Annotated in this window: 13 protein-coding genes and 1 pseudogene; 9 read left to right on the forward strand and 5 right to left on the reverse strand. The window is 73.3% G+C overall.

Features of this window, described 5'->3' with window-relative positions; all coding sequences use genetic code 11:
* The first annotated feature begins 17 nt into the window (after positions 1-17).
* From ACSRUE_RS38100 to trxA, 7 genes are all read left to right on the forward strand, one after another.
* Positions 18-1,982 carry an FHA domain-containing protein gene (locus tag ACSRUE_RS38100; RefSeq protein WP_441287860.1) on the forward strand — a complete coding sequence of 655 codons (1,965 nt, stop codon included), beginning with the start codon at positions 18-20 and terminating at the stop codon, positions 1,980-1,982.
* Entirely contained in the window at positions 1,979-3,787 is a 1,809-nt protein-coding gene (locus ACSRUE_RS38105) for a Stp1/IreP family PP2C-type Ser/Thr phosphatase (RefSeq protein ID WP_441287861.1), read from the forward strand. The genes ACSRUE_RS38100 and ACSRUE_RS38105 overlap by 4 nt, the downstream gene beginning before the upstream one ends.
* 16 nt (positions 3,788-3,803) lie before the next feature.
* Positions 3,804-4,898: a S1 family peptidase gene (locus ACSRUE_RS38110; protein ID WP_441287862.1), complete on the forward strand. Its 1,095-nt coding sequence runs from the start codon at positions 3,804-3,806 to the stop codon at positions 4,896-4,898.
* A complete protein-coding gene (locus tag ACSRUE_RS38115) occupies positions 4,898-6,499 on the forward strand; it encodes a trypsin-like peptidase domain-containing protein (RefSeq protein ID WP_441287863.1) in 1,602 nt (533 codons plus the stop codon). The genes ACSRUE_RS38110 and ACSRUE_RS38115 overlap by 1 nt, the downstream gene beginning before the upstream one ends.
* A gap of 16 nt (positions 6,500-6,515) precedes the next feature.
* The gene (locus ACSRUE_RS38120) at positions 6,516-8,045 is read left to right on the forward strand and encodes an ABC transporter permease subunit (RefSeq protein WP_437769080.1); all 1,530 of its coding nucleotides are present in this window, start codon (positions 6,516-6,518) and stop codon (positions 8,043-8,045) included.
* Positions 8,042-9,034 (forward strand): ABC transporter permease, encoded by a 993-nt coding sequence (locus tag ACSRUE_RS38125; protein WP_437769081.1) that lies wholly within the window; start codon positions 8,042-8,044, stop codon positions 9,032-9,034. The genes ACSRUE_RS38120 and ACSRUE_RS38125 overlap by 4 nt, the downstream gene beginning before the upstream one ends.
* A gap of 162 nt (positions 9,035-9,196) precedes the next feature.
* Positions 9,197-9,838, forward strand: coding sequence for a thioredoxin (trxA, locus tag ACSRUE_RS38130; RefSeq protein WP_437745484.1), 642 nt, complete (start codon positions 9,197-9,199; stop codon positions 9,836-9,838).
* A gap of 75 nt (positions 9,839-9,913) precedes the next feature.
* Here the strand turns inward: trxA and larC are convergent, their stop codons facing one another.
* Together larC and larB are read right to left on the reverse strand one after the other, a co-directional pair.
* A complete protein-coding gene (larC, locus tag ACSRUE_RS38135) occupies positions 9,914-11,317 on the reverse strand; it encodes a nickel pincer cofactor biosynthesis protein LarC (protein ID WP_441287864.1) in 1,404 nt (467 codons plus the stop codon).
* A gap of 68 nt (positions 11,318-11,385) precedes the next feature.
* Entirely contained in the window at positions 11,386-12,138 is a 753-nt protein-coding gene (gene larB / locus ACSRUE_RS38140; protein ID WP_441287865.1) for a nickel pincer cofactor biosynthesis protein LarB, read from the reverse strand.
* Positions 12,139-12,303: 165 nt separating this feature from the next.
* Between larB and ACSRUE_RS38145 the strand changes: the two genes are divergently transcribed.
* Both ACSRUE_RS38145 and ACSRUE_RS38150 read left to right on the forward strand, forming a co-directional pair.
* Complete coding sequence (locus ACSRUE_RS38145; RefSeq protein ID WP_441287866.1) at positions 12,304-13,077, forward strand: hypothetical protein; 774 nt, start codon at positions 12,304-12,306, stop codon at positions 13,075-13,077.
* Between the two features lie 91 nt (positions 13,078-13,168).
* Complete coding sequence (locus ACSRUE_RS38150; protein ID WP_437769085.1) at positions 13,169-14,551, forward strand: TldD/PmbA family protein; 1,383 nt, start codon at positions 13,169-13,171, stop codon at positions 14,549-14,551.
* A 241-nt stretch (positions 14,552-14,792) separates the two neighbouring features.
* Here ACSRUE_RS38150 and ACSRUE_RS38155 read toward each other — a convergent pair whose 3' ends face one another.
* The 3 genes and pseudogenes from ACSRUE_RS38155 to ACSRUE_RS38165 form a co-directional block, all read right to left on the reverse strand.
* The gene (locus ACSRUE_RS38155) at positions 14,793-15,272 is read right to left on the reverse strand and encodes a DNA-binding protein (protein WP_441293175.1); all 480 of its coding nucleotides are present in this window, start codon (positions 15,270-15,272) and stop codon (positions 14,793-14,795) included.
* A 39-nt stretch (positions 15,273-15,311) separates the two neighbouring features.
* Positions 15,312-15,422: pseudogene (locus tag ACSRUE_RS38160) on the reverse strand (DNA-binding protein); the annotation flags it as partial.
* 199 nt (positions 15,423-15,621) lie between these two features.
* Positions 15,622-17,232, reverse strand: coding sequence for a lamin tail domain-containing protein (locus ACSRUE_RS38165; protein ID WP_441287867.1), 1,611 nt, complete (start codon positions 17,230-17,232; stop codon positions 15,622-15,624).
* Positions 17,233-17,284 lie beyond the last annotated feature (52 nt).

Raw genomic sequence — 17,284 nt, forward strand, 5'->3', positions numbered from 1 at the left:
GAGAACGCACCGGCTACTTGACTCGACCGTCGCTCCGCGGTCCCCTCGGCAGCGTGATCTGCGATGTGTGCGGCCGCGACAACGCTGGCGATCTGACGTTCTGTCAGGATTGCGGTCGACGGCTGAAGGCTCGAGAGGCGCGGGTCGTCCCGCCGACGCCGCCGAGCGGCTTGCCGCAGGTGTCGCTCCCGGCCCTGCCGGCGGCCGCGCAGGCCGAGACGCCGCCGGCGAACGACGCCCGCGCGGCCGCCAGGGCGCCGGGGCCTCGTGGCGCGCCGGGGCGCCTTCGCCCGGAGGCCCCCGTGTTCTCCTTCAGCCCGCTCAGCTCGGCGAGGACGGAACCAGCGATGCCGGCGGTGCACGGCCGCGCCGAGGGCGCCTCGCGCCCGGCGCGCGAGGGCGCCGCGACGCCGGCTGCTGGCGCGCTGGACAGCGCGATCCAGATGGTGCCAGCCCTGCAAGGGGCGAGGGCCACCGAGCGGGGTGACGCGCCCGCGACGCCCTCGATCACCGACGCGATCCTGGGGCTCTCCTGCGCGAACTGCAACGGGGAGAACCCTCCGGGCTACCGCTTCTGCGTGACGTGCGGCGCGGCGCTGAACAGGAGAGATGGCGGAGCGCCGGCGGGCGCCCCGCAGCCGACGAGCCAGGTGTCGAAGCGCGCCAGGGGAGAGCGCGGCGAGCCAGGCGCCGCGCTCTCCCCTGGCGCGCCGTACATGGCGCCCCCGCCCCACGAGGAGATCGGGACGACCGCGCGAGGTCTCCACGACGTCACGCCCGCCGCGCCTCGGCACGCGCCGCCCGCGGAGGCTGCGCCGCCGCCAGCGGCGCGCGACGAGCGCTCCGGCGCCGGAGACGCGCATCAACGGGTCGGCGCGCCGGCCAGGCCGGCTCCGCCCCCGCTGCCCCCGGTCGCCCTGCCCCCAGCGCGGCTGCCCCCGCCCGCGGCCAGCGGGAGCAACGCGGACAAGATCGTCGGCTCGCCGGTGGTCGACATCGCGTCGTCGCAGCGGGCCCCCGCCCCGCCGGTCGAGTGCGCGCGCTGTCGCGGTCAGTGCCTGGCGGGCACGCGGTTCTGCAAGTATTGCGGTGCGCCCCTCGAGGGCGAGCGGCCCGCCTCCGAACACCCGCAGCCCGCGCCCGCGCCCGCCCCGGACGCCCGGCGCGACCCGCAGCGGCCCCCGCAGAAGGCCGAGCCCGCCGGGCCGATCTCGACCGAGGCGAGCAACGCGCCGCCAGCTTCCCAGCGGCCGCTCGCGCCGCTGCGCGCGTCCCTCTCGGTTCGCCCGCCGGCGTGGGTTCCAGCTGACACCCAGCCGACCCGAGCGCTCGAGGGCAAGCTCATCGTGATCGTCGAAGACGGGACCGAGGGGAAGAGCTTCCCCCTCGCGGGCCCGCAGATCGACATCGGCCGAACCGAGGGGGACATCCTCCTCGAGGACGACCAGTACGTCTCGCCGCGGCACGCGCGGCTCATCCCGCAGGAAGGGTCCTGGGTTCTCCGTGACCTGGGCAGCGTCAACCGCATTTACCTCCGCATCCGGAAGACGCACCCCCTCCGAGATGGCGACTTGCTCCTCCTGGGCCTCGAGGTGTTACAGTTTCAGACCGTGAACGACGGCGAGCGAGGCCTCGGCCATGCCATCCAGCATGGAACGTTGCTGTTTGGCTCGCCCGCCATCCACCGCCGGGCGAGACTCTGCCAGCGGACGGTGGAGGGCGTGACGCGGGACGTGTACCACCTCTACCGGGATGAGACGGTGATCGGACGGGAGACGGGAGACATCGTATTCACGGCCGATCCGTTCCTCTCGCGACGCCACGCCGCCATCCGGAGGAACCCGGCCACGGGGGAGTTCTCGCTCAGCGACCTGGACTCGTCGAACGGGACCTACGTCGCCATCCGCGAGGACGTCAGCCTCCTCGATCGCGATTTCGTGCGCATCGGGCAGCACCTGTTCCGCGTGGATCTCCACCGATGAGCGACCAGACCGTCCGCGAAACGCCGACCGAGGCGCTGGAAGTCGAGGGGCTCCCCGGCGCGACGTCCGCAGGAACCGACTCGAGCAGCCACGCCGGCAAGGCGCTTCGTGACTCCCCGCACGGCGCCGCGTCGCTCGAGTCCGGCAAGGCGGGGTCTGTGGAAGCAGGCAAGCCCGTGAACTGGAAGCCCCCGCCGCCCAAGACGCGCCCGGCCGCGAACGCCGCGCAGAAGGCTGGCATCTCCGTGAAGCCCGTGAAGGCGCCCAGCACATCGAGCCCGGAGAAGGTCGGGCGGAAGCTCCCTCCGCCGCCGCGGGTGCGGCTCACCGCCGGCGGGTCGCGCGAGGAGGACGCGGATGGAAGCGCCGCACGGTCGGACGACCCCGGAGACGCTGTGACCCCCGATGTGCCGCCGGCCGCCGCTCAGGCGCACGCCTCCCTCGCGGCCGCGTCGTACGACGGCGCGCTCGACGAGACCCCTGCCGCGGAGGCCCACAGCGACGCTGCCGGGCGCTTCGCGGGCGAGGCGCCGGGGGGTGGCGAGCCGGACGAGGGCGGGCAGCGCCCCGACGGCATGGACGGCGCGGCGACGCCGCCCGACGAGCCGCGTCGCCCCGAGGTCGTGCTGCGGCTGTTCGGCCGGACCGACGTGGGCCAGGTCCGCGAGCACAACGAGGACAACTTCATCGTCGCGGATCTCACGAAGGCGAGCCGCGGCCTGATGGAGATGGATCGCTACCAGGTCGTCGGCGAGCGGGGCGCCCTGCTCGGCGTGTGCGACGGCATGGGCGGCGCCGCGGCCGGCGAGGTCGCGAGCCAGCTCGCGGTCGACATCATCTACCAGCGGATGAGCGTTGCCGGTCCCCCGGAGGACCACGACGAGCTCGCGGCGCGGCTGGTGCAGGCGATCGAGGCGGCGGGCCTCCGGATCTTCAGCGAGGCGAAGCTCGATCGGACCCGGCGGGGGATGGGGACCACCTCGACCATCGCCGCGCTGATGGACGATCACCTGTTCCTCGGCCAGGTCGGCGACAGCCGCGCGTACGTCCTCCGCGGCGATCGGCTCGTGCAGGTGACGCGCGACCAGTCGCTCGTGAACCAGCTCATCGAGGCGGGCCAGCTCACCGAGGAGGAGGCCGAGACCTTCGAGCACAACAACATCATCCTCCAGGCGCTCGGCACCGCGGACTCGGTGCAGGTCGACCTCACCTTCGTGGAGCTCAAGCGGGGCGACACGCTGATGCTCTGTTCCGACGGGCTCTCGGGCATGGTGCGGAACGAGGAGATCCGCGAGGTGCTGCGGAGCGTCGACGATCCGATCGAGGCCTGCAAGGTGCTGACGGATCGGGCCAACCAGGCCGGCGGGCACGACAACATCACGGTCGTGGTCGCGAAGTTCGACGGCGACGGGCTCGCCTTGCCGGAGATCGAGGACATCGAGGACCTCCGCTACCAGAAGTACGCGCTGCCCGAGCACCTCCTGGCCCAGAACGCCGCCGCGTCCGAGCCGGCGCGCAAGGTGAAGGAGCTCGACGAGAAGAAGATCTCGCAGCGCCCTCCCTCGCCGAAATCGTGGCTGAGCAGCGCGGACGGCGACATGGACGACGACGGGGACGACTACGACCACGTCGCCTCGCCCCTGCCGGCCGACGACGCGCTGGACGAGCGCAACGCCCGCGCGCCCGTCCAGGGCGACGAGCCGATCATGATCCCGACCGACGGCGCGCCGCAGTGGCTGGTGATCTTGATGATCGTGAGCGCCGTCGCGTGCGTTACCATCGCCGGCTACTACCTGCTTCGTTAGGGTACGCGTAGCGCACGTGCGCGCGCCCCCCACCGCGATGCTGCGCAGCAACGACAAGCGCGGCCGGCAGAATCCGGCCGCCCCGCAGGAAGAGTGGCCCCCCGGGCGCCCGGACGCGGACGGCCGCGTCGACGTCGAGACCGCGCAGCGCATCGTCAAGGATGCCGTCGTGCAGGCGATGCGGCGCGAGGAGAAGGCGCTCGCGCTCGTGCGCGCCAAGGCGGACGAGGCGAGGCGCAAGGTGTCGCGCCACAACCTGATCCTCGGGCTGGGCGTCGCCGCGGCGCTCGTCGCCGTGGCCGTGGCGTTCGTGGTCACGTACCGGTCGCGCCAGGCGGCCGACGCGCTGGCGCGCGAGGTCGGCCTCGGGATCGCGCCCGCGGCGCGCCCGTCGGGCGCGATCCCGGAGCAGGTGCTCTCGGGGCGCGCCATCTTCGAGCAGAACAGGCTGGCGCTCTACGTGATGGGCTACAAGGTGGACAACCGCATCGGCGGTTGCTGCTCGGCGTTCGCCATCGCGCCCGATCTGCTCGCGACGAACGCTCACTGCGTCCGCGACTGCCGCGCCCGCGGCGGCACCTCGATCGTCACGCAGAACGACTCGATGGGGAAGATCCGCTTCCCCATCGTCGCGATGTCGGCCCACCCGGCGTACAAGCCGGGGCAGGCGGGCGCCGGCTCGCCGGACGTCGCCCTGCTCCGGATCGCCGGCAAGGCGACGCGCACGGTGAAGCTCGCGAACGACGCCGAGCTGCGGGCCATCGGGCCGGGCGACGACGCCTACGTCATCGGCTTCCCCGGTCGCCTGATGGACCCGCTGAGCCCCTCGGCGACGTTCCTGCAGGGCCGCATCGGGCGCGTGACCGGCATCGACGAGGAGGCGACGACGCCGGACCGCGCCGTCCTGATCCAGCACGACGCCGTCACGCGCGGGGGCAACAGCGGGAGCCCCATCTTCAACCAGTACGGGCACGTCATCGGCATCCACGCGGCGCACATCGACGACGAGGACGATGTCACGATCGACGGCCGGAAGGCGACGGTGACGCAGAGCTCGCCGTTCCGCATCGGGATGCGGATCGATCTGCTGAAGGGGGTCCCCGCGCCGTGATGCTGCGCGTCGTACACACCTTCGGGCGCAACGCCGGTTCTGTGGAGATCCATGACCGGCGCGCGGTGCGCTTCGGTCGAGCGCCGGACAACGACGTCGTCTTCGACCCGAACCACGATCGCGACGCGAGCAGCCACCACGCCGAGGCGCGCCTCGAGGCGGCTGGCTGGGTGCTCTACGACCTCGACAGCCGCAACGGGACCTACGCGGGCGGGCAGCGGATCAAGCGGCACCCGATCGCGTCGGGCGACGAGATCACGTTCGGCGCCAAGGGCCCGCGGGTGCGGCTGGAGCTCGTCGAGCGCCGCACGTCGGGTCCGCCGCAGGCGCACGCTGTGGCGCATCACCCCTCGCCTGCCGCGGCTTACCCTGCGCCAGTGACGGGCCATCCCGCGCCCGCTGCGTACCCTATGCCTGCTGCGGGCTACTCCGCGCCCGCTGCATACCCGGCGCCCGCTGCGTACCCCGCGCCCGCTGCGTACCCCGCGCCCGCTGCGTACCCCGCGCCCGCTGCATACCCGGCGCCCGCTGCATACCCCGCGCCCGCTGTCGCCCCCCCTGGGCACGTCCCGGCCGCGCCGCCGGCCGGAGCTCGGCGGGTCGGCGAGCGGACGATCGCCATGATGATCTCCTCCGCCGTCGCTGCCGCCACGGGGCGCGCGAAGCCCCGCGGCACCGTCGAGATCAACGCCATGCTCCACAAGGAGGTGCACGCCGCGACGGCAGGCCAGCGCCGCACGACCTACATCCTCGCCGCGCTCCTCGCGATCGCGCTCGCCAGCCTCGCCGCGCTCATCGTCTACAACCGCTCCTCCCACGACGAGATCAGCCAGCTGCGGGAGGAGCTCGCGGGCCTCTCGCCGGAGGACCCCCGGCGCAAGGAGATCGAGCGCCGCCTCGGGACGCTCCACCCCTCGAACGCCAACTTCGGGCGCAACCTCCACGACCGCTCCAGGAAGGGGATCTTCATGCTCGCCGCCGGGCGCGAGGGGTTCTGCACGGCGTTCGCGGTGCGGCCCACCGTCCTCGTCACGAACGCCCACTGCATCTCCGCGGCCAAGCGCCGCGGCGGCACGATCGCGGCGCTCGAGAACGAGGGGCGGGGCCAGATAAGCTTCGCCGTGACCGGCATGCGGACGCACCCGCAGTACCGCGACAGCGCGGATCAGCTCACCCCGGACATCGGCACCGTGACGATCGCGGGGCGCGCCGCCGCCGTGCTCGAGCTCGCGACGCGGGAAGAGCTCGCCGCGGCCGGCGCCGGCGACGACGTGTACCTGATCGGCTTCCCGGAGCGGCTCACGGACACCGCGAACCCCGTCGCCACGTTCCTCGCCGCCAACATCGGCCGGATCACGGGCGCGAACGGCCGGCCCGCGCCCGCGGCGGAGGCCTGGCTGATCCAGCACGACGCCCGCAGCACGAGCGGCATGAGCGGGAGCCCCATCTTCAACGGCCAGGGCAAGGTCATCGGCATCAACGCCGGCGGGTACCTCGAGGGCAACGACGAGACGATCTCTGGCCAGAAGATGGAGGTGGTAAAGGCCTCCCCCTACAAGTTCGGGATGCGCATCGACCTGCTCGACGCCATCCTGCGCTGACTCCCGGCCGAGAGAGATGCTCCGCCACGCGCTCCGCAGGCTCCTCTGGACGCTGCCGACCCTCGTCGGCGTCTCGCTGCTGACCTTCTTCGTGCTCTCCTTCGTCCCCGATCCGACGGACGACCCGCTCCTCGCCAGCTCGCTCTCCAGCGCGGAGCTCGCGCGGCTCCGCCGGGAGCGCTTCCTCGACCTGCCGCGCTTCATCAACCTGGAGCCGCGCGACGTGCGCCTGCGCGCCCTCGCGGCCACGCAGGCCATCGCGGCCGGCGGCGACGACGCGGCGGCCGCCGCCGACGAGCTGCGGCGCCTCGGCGGCGCCGCGCTGCCGCACATCCTGCCGCTCGACGCGCTCGCGCCCGAGCCGCGCACCCGCGTCGCGCTCGCGCTCGCGCCCGTCGCGGCGCGGATGGGCCTGCCGCGGGCCGACGACGCCGCGGACCCGGCGCACGCGGTCGCGTTCTGGACGCGCTTCTGGGACGACCGCGGCATCGAGTTCCGGAGCGCGTCGGTCCGGAGCGCCGTGCGGCGCCTGGTCCGCTACGGCTCCGCGTCGCGCGCCGCCGAGCTGCTGGAGCTCGACACGTTCGCCCTGCAGGCGGTGATCGCCGCGCTGCAGCCGCCGCGCGACGCCGCGACGCTCGAGCAGGCGCGCGCCCTCGCCGACGTCGCGGCCCACATCGCGGAGATCGACGACCGGATCGCCCCGGGCGACGACCTCGCGGAGGCCCGCGCGTGCGTCACGCGGTGGAAGTCGTTCTGGAACGTGTACCGCAGCGACTTCGAGGTGTTCTCCGGCCCGGCGCAGCTCGCGGCGACCGTGCTCGAGACCCGTTACGGCAAATGGGCGCTCGGCGCGGTCACCCACCGGCTCGGCGTCGCGGCGACCGGAGAGCCGGTGCTCGACGAGCTCGCCCGGCGCGCGCCCGTCACCCTCGCGCTCGTCTTCGGGGCGATCGCGCTCGCCTACGCCGTGGCGATCCCGCTCGGCGCGCTCAGCGCGGCCTCGCAGGGCCGGCGGAGCGACTCCGCGATCGCGGCCGCCGTGCTCACCGCCGCCGTCCTCCCGACCGCCGTCGTGGCCGTGGCCGCCGCGCTCCTCTCGGGCGGCGCGCGGTCGCTGCTCCTGCCGACGAGCGTCATCGCGCTCTCGCTCGTCGCCGCGCCGACGCGGCAGCAGCGCGCCGCGCTCGTCGCGGTCCTCGCGCAGGACTTCGTCCGGGCCGCGCGGGCGCGCGGCGCGGGCGCCGCGCGCGCCATCGCCGTCCACGGGCTCCGCAACGCCGTGCTCCCGGTCGTGACGCTCGCCATGCTCGAGCCGCCGATGGCGCTCGGCGGCGCCTTCGTCGTCGAGCGCGTCTTCGAGCTCCACGGGCTCGGCGAGCTCACGCTCCTCGCCGTGCAGGCGCGCGACGTGAGCTGGCTCATGGCCATCTCGATCGGCGCCGCGGCCATCGCCGCGCTCGGCGTGATCGCGACCGATCTCGCCTATGTGCTCGTCGATCCGCGGCTCGGCCCGGCGGTGCTCTCGCAGAGGAGCGAGGCGTGACCCACGCGACCGCGTTCCTCCGCCGGATGGTGGGCAGCAAGCGCGTCGCCATCGGCGCCGTGCTGCTCGGCGTCCTCGCCCTGCTCGCCATCTTCGCCGAGCTCCTCGCCGCCCCCGCGCCCATCGCCTGCTTCAGGCCGGGCCGCGCGGAGATCCTGCCCGCGGTCACCGAGGGCGCCGCGCTCGAGTCGCTCACCGAGGCCGAGCTCAGGGTGCGCTTCGAGGGCTTCGCGATCTGGCCGCCCATCCGCTACGGCCCGGAGCAGCGCACCGACGCCGGCCCGAACGCGTCGCCGTCCCTCGACCACCCGCTCGGCACGGACTTCGAGAGCCGCGATCTCGCCGCGCGGCTGATCTACGGCGCGCGCACGGCGCTCGGCCTGTCGCTCAGCGCGGTGCTCGTGGGCATGTTCCTCGGCGTCGTGCTCGGCGGGCTCGCGGGCACGCTGCGCGGCGTCTGGAACGACGGCCTCGTCCGCCTCGTCGAGACGGTCGACACCTTCCCGGCGATCCTCGTCGTGGCCATCGTGCGGGCGATCGAGCGCGAGCCCTCCGCGCTGTCGCTGGTGCTCGCGGTCGCCTTCGTCCGCTGGGCGGAGATCGCGCGCCTCGTGCGCGCCGAGGTGCTGCGCGCGTCGAGCGAGGAGTACGTGACGGCCGCGCGCGCGCTCGGCAGCACCCGGCTGCGCGTCTTCTACCGCCACATCCTCCCGAACGCGCTCGGCCCCGTGATCGTGAGCTCGGTGCTCGGCGTGGCGTCCGTCGTCCTGCTCGAGGCGGCGATCTCGTTCCTCGGGATGGGCGCGCCCGCGCGCGTCGCCTCGTGGGGGGAGACGCTCGGCCAGGCCGCGCGGCACCCGAGCGAGATCCGGCTGCTCGTCTTCCCTTTCGTGCTGCTCCTGGCGACGGTCGGCGGCTCTTACCTCATCGCCGACGCCCTGCGCGACTCCATCGATACACGCACCGTGCGCGCGCGCGTCCCGCGCTGACGGGCGGGGCGCGGGGGCCGCACGTCCGCGGACAGCCGCCGGACGTGCAGCGCTCTCGCGCGCCGAAATTGCGCTGAAATCGCGTTCATCTCCGCGATCTCGGCGGCGGAGCCCTCGCGCCGCTCGATCTCGCAGGAAAGGCCCGCTATGAATTCGCCCGCCATGGCCGTTCCCGAGATCAACGAGCAGGAGTTCGAGCGCGAGGTGCTCCGCAGCGAGTTGCCCGTGCTCATCGATTTCACCGCCACCTGGTGCGGACCGTGCAAGACGGTCGCGCCGGAGGTCGACGCCATCGCGCGCGAGCTCGAAGGCAAGGCCAAGGTGGTCAAGGTCGACATCGACCGGTCGAAGCGCATCGCCACCACGCTGCGCATCCAGGCCGTCCCGACGTTCATGGTCTTTCATCGAGGCCGCCCGGTGGCCGCCGAGCAGGGCGTCCTCAACCGGAAGCAGCTCCGCGAGCTGCTCGATCCGTTCCTCCCGCGCGCCGAGGGCGCCATCCGGGCGGCCGAGCTGGCGCAGCTGATCCGGGAGGGCCAGGTGGTCCCCGTGGACACGCGCGAGAGCCCCGCCTACGGCCGCGCCCACATCCCGGGCGCGGTGCACATCCCGATCGAGGAGATCGAGGGCCGGCTCGCCGAGCTCCACATGCTGGCCGGCGCGCCCGTCCTCTATTGTCGCTCCGGCGACAGGTCGAAGGACGTCGCCGCGAAGCTCGCCGAGGAGGGCGTGCCCGTCGCGTTCCTCGAGGGCGGCTTCCTCTCGTGGGAGGCCGAGGCGCTCCCGATCCAGCGCCCCGACTGACCGCTGCCGCAGAGGGGGACGCGGCGCCGCTCGGCGAGCTCGGCGCCGCGCGGCAGCCCCCTGCGCGGCGCGGCGTCACCCCTTGGCGGCCGACAGCGCCGCCGACACGACCTCGCGCACCGGCACGCCGTGCGTCCTCGCCGCCGCGGCGCAATCGTCGAACTCCGGCTTGATCTGCGGCGGCCCGAACGGCCCCTCGCTGATCTTCACCCGGATGGCTCCGTACGCCGTCTGCACCGTGGTGATCCGCCGCGGCCGCTCGGTGCGCGCGACCGGGATCTTCCGTAGCCCGATGCTGGTCGTCTCGCGGAGCAGCGCCGTCGCGACGGCGTCGGCCTGGGGGGCGGCCGCGAGCGCCGCGATCGTCAGGGCGGGGCGCCCTTTCTTCATGGTGATCGGCGCCGCCCAGGCGTCGAGCGCGCCCGCCGCGAACAGCGCCTCGATCGCGTGCCCTGCCACCTCGCCCGTCAGATCGTCGACGTTCGCCTCGACGATCACGTGCGACGCGCTGCCGGGGCTCTCGTCTCCACCGCCCGTGCGCGTCCCGAGCACGACCCGCAGCAGGTTGGGGCGGTCCGGCAGCTCGCGCTGACCGGCGCCGAAGCCGATCCGATCGGGGGCGAACGTCGGCCAGCGCTCGAACCGGGTCGCCAGCGTGGCGATGATGGCCGCGCCCGTGGGCGTGACCAGCTCGGCGTCGAGCTCGACGCCGTAGGTCGGGACGCCGCGGAGGCACGCGACCGCCGCGGGCGGCGGCAGCGGGAGGATCCCGTGCCGCGCCTTCACGAACCCGCGCCCCATGGGCAGCGGCGATCCGACGACCTCCGCCCCGATGTGCACGATCGCCGCGGCGGAGCCCACGATGTCGACGATCGCGTCGACGGCGCCGACCTCGTGGAAGTGCACGTCTTCCAGGCGGATCCGGTGCACGGCGGCCTCCGCCTCGCCGAGGCGCCGGAAGATCCGGCGTGCCAGCGCGGCGACGGGCGGATCGAGCGGCGCGGCGGCGAGCATGGCGTCGATGGATCCGTAGGTGCGCTCCGGCTGCGGCGCCTCGACGTGCACGTCGAACGAGGTCGCCACGATGCCGCTCCGATGGGCGTGCCCGCGGTGCAGGTGGAACCCATCGAGCGGCAGCGCGGCGACAGCGCGCTCGATGACGAGGAGGGGCACCCCGAGATCGAGCAGCGCGGCGATGGTCATGTCGCCCGCGATCCCGCTGAAGGCGTCGAAGAACAGGACCTTGCCCGTGCCCGCGCCCTCCTCGAGGAGCGGCGCGCGCGGATGGTCGTGCGCGTGCCCGTGATCGTGATGGTCCCCGTGCGCGTGCCCGTGATCGGCCCCATGCGCGTGCCCGTGGTCGTGATGGGCCCCGTGCGCGTGATCGTGGTCGTGATGGGCCCCGTGCGCGTGATCGTGATGCCCCCCGTGGTGGTGCTCGTCCCCGTGCGCGTGGTCGTGATCGTGCCCGTGTCCCATCTCTCGCCTTCTCCGTTCCCCGGGCGCCTTCGCAAGCGCGGCGCTCCCGCGGTCGCGCTCGTTCCGCGCTACTCCTTCGGCAACATGCGATGCGCCACCATCGCCGCGCCGAAGCCGCTGTCGATGTTGACCACGGCGACCCCGGAGGCGCACGACGTGAGCATGGCGAAGAGCGCGGTGAAGCCGCCCAGGGCAGTGCCGTAGCCGACCGACGTCGGCACCGCGATCACCGGCGCCGCCACGAGCCCGCCGACCACGCTGGGCAGCGCGCCTTCCATGCCCGCGACCACGATCACGGCCGACGCCTTGCGCAGCTCCTCGACGCGATGGAGGAAGCGGTGCAGCCCCGCGACCCCCACGTCGTACAGCCGCTTCGCCTCGAGGCCCACGGCGCGCAGCGTCTCGATGGCCTCCTCGGCGACCGGCAGGTCGCTCGTGCCCGCGGTCACGACGGCGACCGCCCCGGCGGTGCGCCTCGGCGGCGGCGCGACCTCGATGCTGCCGGTCCGCGCGAGGGGCACATAACGGAACGCGGGCAGGAGCGCCGAGACCGCCGCGCCCTTCGCGGCGTCGACCCGGGTCACGAGCACGTTCTGCCCCGCCCCCGAGATCTCCCCGGCGATCAGGGCGATCTGCTCGGGGGTCTTCCCTTCGCCGAAGATCACCTCGGGGACGCCCTGCCTGAGCGCGCGGTGGTGATCGACGGTCGCGACGCCCAGGTCCCGGAAAGGCAGCCCTCGGAGCGCATCGAGCGCCTCCTCCACGGCAAGCTCGCCGGTCCGAACGCGCTCAAGCATCTCCCGGACGAGGCGCGGCTCCATGTGCGCAGCCGCTTAGCGCGGCGGCGTTCCCAGAGCAAACGTTCCGCCCGGCCTGGCCAGCCGCGCCCGGAGGAGCCCTGGTGAGGGCCGCTCGAGCCGCCCTGGTCAGGAAAAGGTCCAGGCACTTTGCTCAGGAGGGGGCGACAGGACTACTTTCGGCGCCGCGTGCCCGCCTTCGTCGCTCCCCTCGTCGGCTTTGCTCTCGGTGCGCTGCTCGCCTGGTTCAGCGCAGCAGCCCCTCACCGCCTGGGCGCGCTGCGCGCGTCGGAGCCTCGGCTGGCGCCGGGCGCGCGCGCTCGGCCGCTCGCGCTCGTCTCCTTGTTCGCCTGCCTCGTCTTCGCGCCGGTCTGCGCGTACTTCCTCGTGTTCGCCCCGGACTGGAGCTTCGCGTACCTCCTCGACACGCGCCGCATCCCGTCCGCCGTCGACCTCGTGCTCGTCCTCGTCAATGCCGCCTCGGTGCCCGCCGGGTTCGCGGCCGCGAATCGCTCCGCCGGGAGCGCTGGCGGCAGGTGGACCGCGCAGCGCGCGGTCCGCGCGCTCGTCGTCCTCGCCGGCGCGCCGCTGTCGATCGCCCTGGTCGCCGTCCTGGCCCTGTCCCGGCGGCTCGCGCTCGACGGCACCTACCGGCAGGTCGAGGGCGACTTCGGCGTCCACCCGGTCGCCGGCGGTCCGCTCGGTTATGCGCTCCTCTGGATGTACACCATGCTGGCCGGCGGCTTCGCGGTCACCGTGAGCGCCCTGCTCCGGCGGGAGCCCCGGGGCGGCGCGCCGAGGGCCGAGCCCTCCCCCGGCGCGCGCCCCCGCGCCGTCCCGAGTGAGCCAGCGCCTGAGGTCGTTCCGCCCCGGCCCGCCTCGACACCCCCTCAGCGGCGGCTCGGCGTCGGCGGCGGCGGGCGCTCCAACGGCAGCGGCGGGGGCTCCAGCCGGCCGGGCTGAGACGCCTCTCCGCGCGCACGGGGATGCGCGCGGAGAGGCGCCCGCGTCACCGCGTTGACGGAGCCAGCCCGCTCCACCACCCTGTCGCCCCATGTCCGAACGAGCCCGCGTGGAGCAGCAGGTCGAGGAACTCATGGAGCTCGCCGAGCAGGTCGTGACGCGCGCCAGGAAGGGCGGCGCCGACGTCGCGGAGGCGATCGCCCGCTCCGGCTCCGAGCTCACCACCAAGGTGCGCCTCGGCGAGCCCGAGCTCGTCGAGGAGGCCGTCCACAAGGGCCTCGGCATGCGGATCATCAAGAAGCAGCGCGTCGCGCTGACCTCGACGTCCGACCTCACGCCCCGCGGCATCGATCGCTTCGTGGCGGACGCGCTCGAGCTCGCCGACATCTCCCAGGAGGACGCGTTCGCCGGCCCCGCCGATCCGGAGCTCATCGCCAAGGGGCCGTTCCCCGCGCTCGATCTCTACGATCCCTCGGGCGGCGAGGTCACGGCCGCGCAGGCGATCGACATCGCGCGCCGAGGCGAGCAGGCCGCGCGCGACGCCGACCCGCGGATCACGAACAGCGAGGGCGCGACGTTCTCGCGGAGCGCGGGCGCCTTCGCCCTCGTCCTGTCCGGCGGGTTCCGCGGCGGCTTCGCCGGCTCGTACGCGCAGCTCGTGGTCTCCCCGATCGCCGACGACAGCGGCGACAAGAAGCGCCGCGGCTTCTACTTCACCGGCCGGCGCCACCTCGCCGACCTGGACGCCCCGGACGCCGTGGGCCGCGAGGCGGCGCGCCGGACGCTGCGCAAGCTCGGCGCCCGCAAGGTGGCGACCTGCGAGGCGCCCGTCGTCTTCGACCCGGACGTCGCCCGGTCGATGCTCGGGTTGCTCGGCTCCTGCATCATGGGCAGCTCGATCTGGCGCAAGTCGAGCTACCTCGTCGGCCGCGAGGGGACCCGCATCGCCAGCGATCTCATCACGGTCGTCGACGACCCGCTGATCCCGCGCGCGCCCGGCTCGCGCCCGTTCGACGGCGAGGGCCTCCTCGCCCGGCGCAACGTCGTGGTCGAGCAAGGCATCCTGAAGACGTACCTCTGCGACAGCTACAGCGGCCGGAAGCTCAAGCGCCCGCCGACCGCCAGCGCCTCGCGCGGCGCCGGCGGCGGCGTCGGGCCGTCCACGTCGAACTTCCTCCTCCAGCCCACCGCCACGCCGGCGGCGGAGATCGTGCGTTCCACGCCGCGCGGGCTGTACGTCACCGAGATGATGGGCTTCGGCTTCAACGCCGTGACCGGCGACTTCTCCCGGGGTGCGTCCGGCTTCTGGATCGAGAATGGGGAGCTCGCTTATCCCGTGAGCGAGGTGACCATCTCACTGAACCTTGACGAGCTCCTGCAGCGGATCGACGCCGTCGGGGACGACCTGGATCTCCGGACGTCGACGTGCTCACCGACGTTCCGGGTCTCCTCCATGACCATCGCTGGAAGCTGAAGCGCCTCCGTCCGAGGAGCCGTGCTCCTCGGGCGCGTCTTTCTCCAGGAGACTCCGAAGCGGACTCGACTGCGGGGTTGCGAGCGACCCATCAACCGGCCCCGGGTTGTGCTGCAGGAGGGGGTTCTGACCCCGGCGGCTCGCTCTGCAGTGCTGCGGCTCCTGGCGGAGCCTCCTCGGGCGCGACCGGCCGTCCCAGCCCAGCCTCTTCTGCTGGGCGTAGGACGGCCGGGGCCCTGGCTCAGCGCGAGGACCCGCCTACGACGAGGCTCCGCGGCGGCTCTTCCGACGCCGGACCGCTCGCCGCCTGGAGGGGCGCCGCCGCCTGCGCGGCCGCTTCGGGCATGAGGAAGCCCTTCAGCTGCTGCGCGTCGCTCCGGCCGATCCGGCCGACGAACGACGGCAGGCTGATCGGCTCATCCGACAAGGCGACGAAGGTCCCCTGAGAGTTCGCTCGGTGGAGCGCCTCGAAGAGGGAGGGGACGTCCACGTCGCTGGACACCGCCCGCACATCGACGATGTACACGTCCGCGGGGTCCGCCCCCGCGAAGATCAGCGCGTCATACGGGTGGCTCGCGTGCCGGATGGGCACGCCTTCCCCGAGGGCTCGCGCCACGTGGGCCATCGTATCCTTGGTGCCGATGGCCATCATCGACTTGGAGGTCGCCTTGGCGAGCTCCCGGGGCACCGAATAGCCCCATGCACGGAGGAACTCGGCCACGTCCGCAGCCTTGAAGCGCAAGTGTCTCCCCGGCGTACGGAAATGGGCAATCCTCCCCCGATCTACCCAGTTGTGGATTGTCTTCAAGTCGACCTCGCACAAGGCTGCGAGGTCCGATGCCGTCAACAGCTTTTCACGAACACCAGCCATCGCCGAACTCCACGCGAAAGGCACCTGCCGCACAGCTCGCGTTCACAGCGCGGCAGCGTCTCCTCAGGTGGCGGCCCCCCCACCCGTCTGTCTACTCGATTGAAACCTAGCTCTCATAGACGGGTCCGTCACCCGCTTTGCTCGAATTTTCTCGGCCCCATGGCGAGTTCGCCCCGCGCGGAGGCAAACTCCCCATCCTTCAGGGGATCTCCTGGTTCATTATGTTCACGCGACCGGGCGTCGGCCAGCTGGTCGTGAAGGAGCCAGCCGAGCCGTCTGGAGCGCGCGGAGCGACGCGGGCCAGGCTCATTCCCGGCTTTGGCACGGGCGCGGCGGGCGACCTGGACAAGACAGCACCTCCTCGATCCTTCAATTTGAGCGGTTCTCCCGAGTTCGACAGCCCGTGGCTGCCAAGTTTGGGGACGCGGAGAAGAAGCGTCTCGGAAGGAGGCGGAGGGTCGAGCTCATCGTCAGAAACGTAGTCCTCGTTGACGACCAGGGCGTACGCGCCGGGCATGAGCGAAATAGGGGGCAATTCGGTTTCACCACCCACATCGGCGAGTACAACCCCTGTGAGCTCCGCAGGGGCGTCACCGTCATTGTAGAGCTCGACCCATTCCTGCCCTGGCTCTGGCCCGACGGGGTTCGCCAGCACCTCGTTGATGATCACATGGGGCATGGGCGCGAGCGTCATGGCCGAGAACGCCCGGCGCTCCACGACCCCGGCGTTGTCGATGGTCGCAATGGCGAGCTCCACGGGGCTCAAGGGCAGCAGGGGAGCGAGGACGAACGGCTCGCCCGGCGGTACCGCGAAGACTTCGTCGAACCCCGCGCCCGCGATGGCCCAGAGCAGCGGCGCATCCGCCGAACGAACGAGGATCCGATCGTCGGCGACCCGAGCACAGCCCGGCCCGAGCGCGAGCTCGTCCGGCGCACACGCCGCCGCGATGGCGGGAAGCGGGTCCGATTCCAGCACAAACGGACGCGGATCGAGGCTCACTGCCGTCGGCTCGCCCGGGAGCGCGACGGGAGGTCCCACGAGGCGCACGCCGTCTGCCTCGGGCGGCGCCGTGGCGGTTGGCGCCCCTTCGAAGCGCAGGCAGCGCGCGCCGATGTCGTCGACAGCGCCGCGGCGCAGCTCGCCCGCCGGTCCGCCAGGCGCGAGTGTCGCCGCGGCGAGCACCTCCGGGAGGGGTGCGTCGCCGCACCACACCCCCAGGCCGAGGGTCGCGCCGGCGTCGGGCGGCGGCCAGAGCCGTGGGAGCACGGGCGGCGAGCCCTCCGTGGCGATCTGGATGTGGTGCGAGAACACAGGGCTGCTGCTCGCGATGGCGTAGGTCTCCCCGGGCGCGAGCGGGGCGAGCGGCGCCACGGTCAGCGAGAGGTCGCCGGGGGGTGTCCCGTTCAGCCAGGCGATCGAGGGGACGACGCGCTCCGAGAGCGCCATCGACAGCTCGCCTCGCTCTATCTGCCGGAGGTGCGCCGCGCTGAGCTTGCCGCGGACGACCAGCGCACGGGCGGGATCGACGCTCTCGAGAGCGGCGCCGGGGAGGAGCACGCGCGCCCGCAGCACGGGAGGCGCGGCGTCCAGCGGCGCGGCGGGCTCGATCTGGAGCTCGGGGCCCGGGTCTGCGGGGACGGCGACCTCGGCGTCCTCTTCGTCACCGCCTTCATCGAGTTGCGGGGGGACGACGAGCTCCGGCGCGCAAGAGAGGGGTGAGGCCACGAGCGGCGTGAGCGTGAGCGCAAGCGGCAGCGCGCGGAGCGCGCGGGGAGTCCACGAGGGGCGAATCGGGTAGCGATGGGTCATGACGCGGAGTTCGGCGGGAGCTCGCTGCCGGTTGCTCGGCGTCGCTTTCTTT

Source organism: Sorangium sp. KYC3313, from assembly GCF_052075895.1.
Taxonomy (GTDB): Bacteria; Myxococcota_A; Polyangia; order Polyangiales; family Polyangiaceae; genus Sorangium; species Sorangium cellulosum_B.

What these genes read in the sequence shown, in the direction of transcription:
- ACSRUE_RS38105 (WP_441287861.1), top strand. Translation starts at nt 1,979, where the DNA reads ATGAGCGACCAGACCGTCCGCGAAACGCCGACCGAGGCGCTGGAAGTC.
- larB (WP_441287865.1), bottom strand. Translation starts at nt 12,138, where the DNA reads ATGGAGCCGCGCCTCGTCCGGGAGATGCTTGAGCGCGTTCGGACCGGC.
- ACSRUE_RS38165 (WP_441287867.1), bottom strand. Translation starts at nt 17,232, where the DNA reads ATGACCCATCGCTACCCGATTCGCCCCTCGTGGACTCCCCGCGCGCTC.
- larC (WP_441287864.1), bottom strand. Translation starts at nt 11,317, where the DNA reads ATGGGACACGGGCACGATCACGACCACGCGCACGGGGACGAGCACCAC.
- ACSRUE_RS38115 (WP_441287863.1), top strand. Translation starts at nt 4,898, where the DNA reads ATGCTGCGCGTCGTACACACCTTCGGGCGCAACGCCGGTTCTGTGGAG.
- trxA (WP_437745484.1), top strand. Translation starts at nt 9,197, where the DNA reads ATGGCCGTTCCCGAGATCAACGAGCAGGAGTTCGAGCGCGAGGTGCTC.
- ACSRUE_RS38120 (WP_437769080.1), top strand. Translation starts at nt 6,516, where the DNA reads ATGCTCCGCCACGCGCTCCGCAGGCTCCTCTGGACGCTGCCGACCCTC.
- ACSRUE_RS38150 (WP_437769085.1), top strand. Translation starts at nt 13,169, where the DNA reads ATGTCCGAACGAGCCCGCGTGGAGCAGCAGGTCGAGGAACTCATGGAG.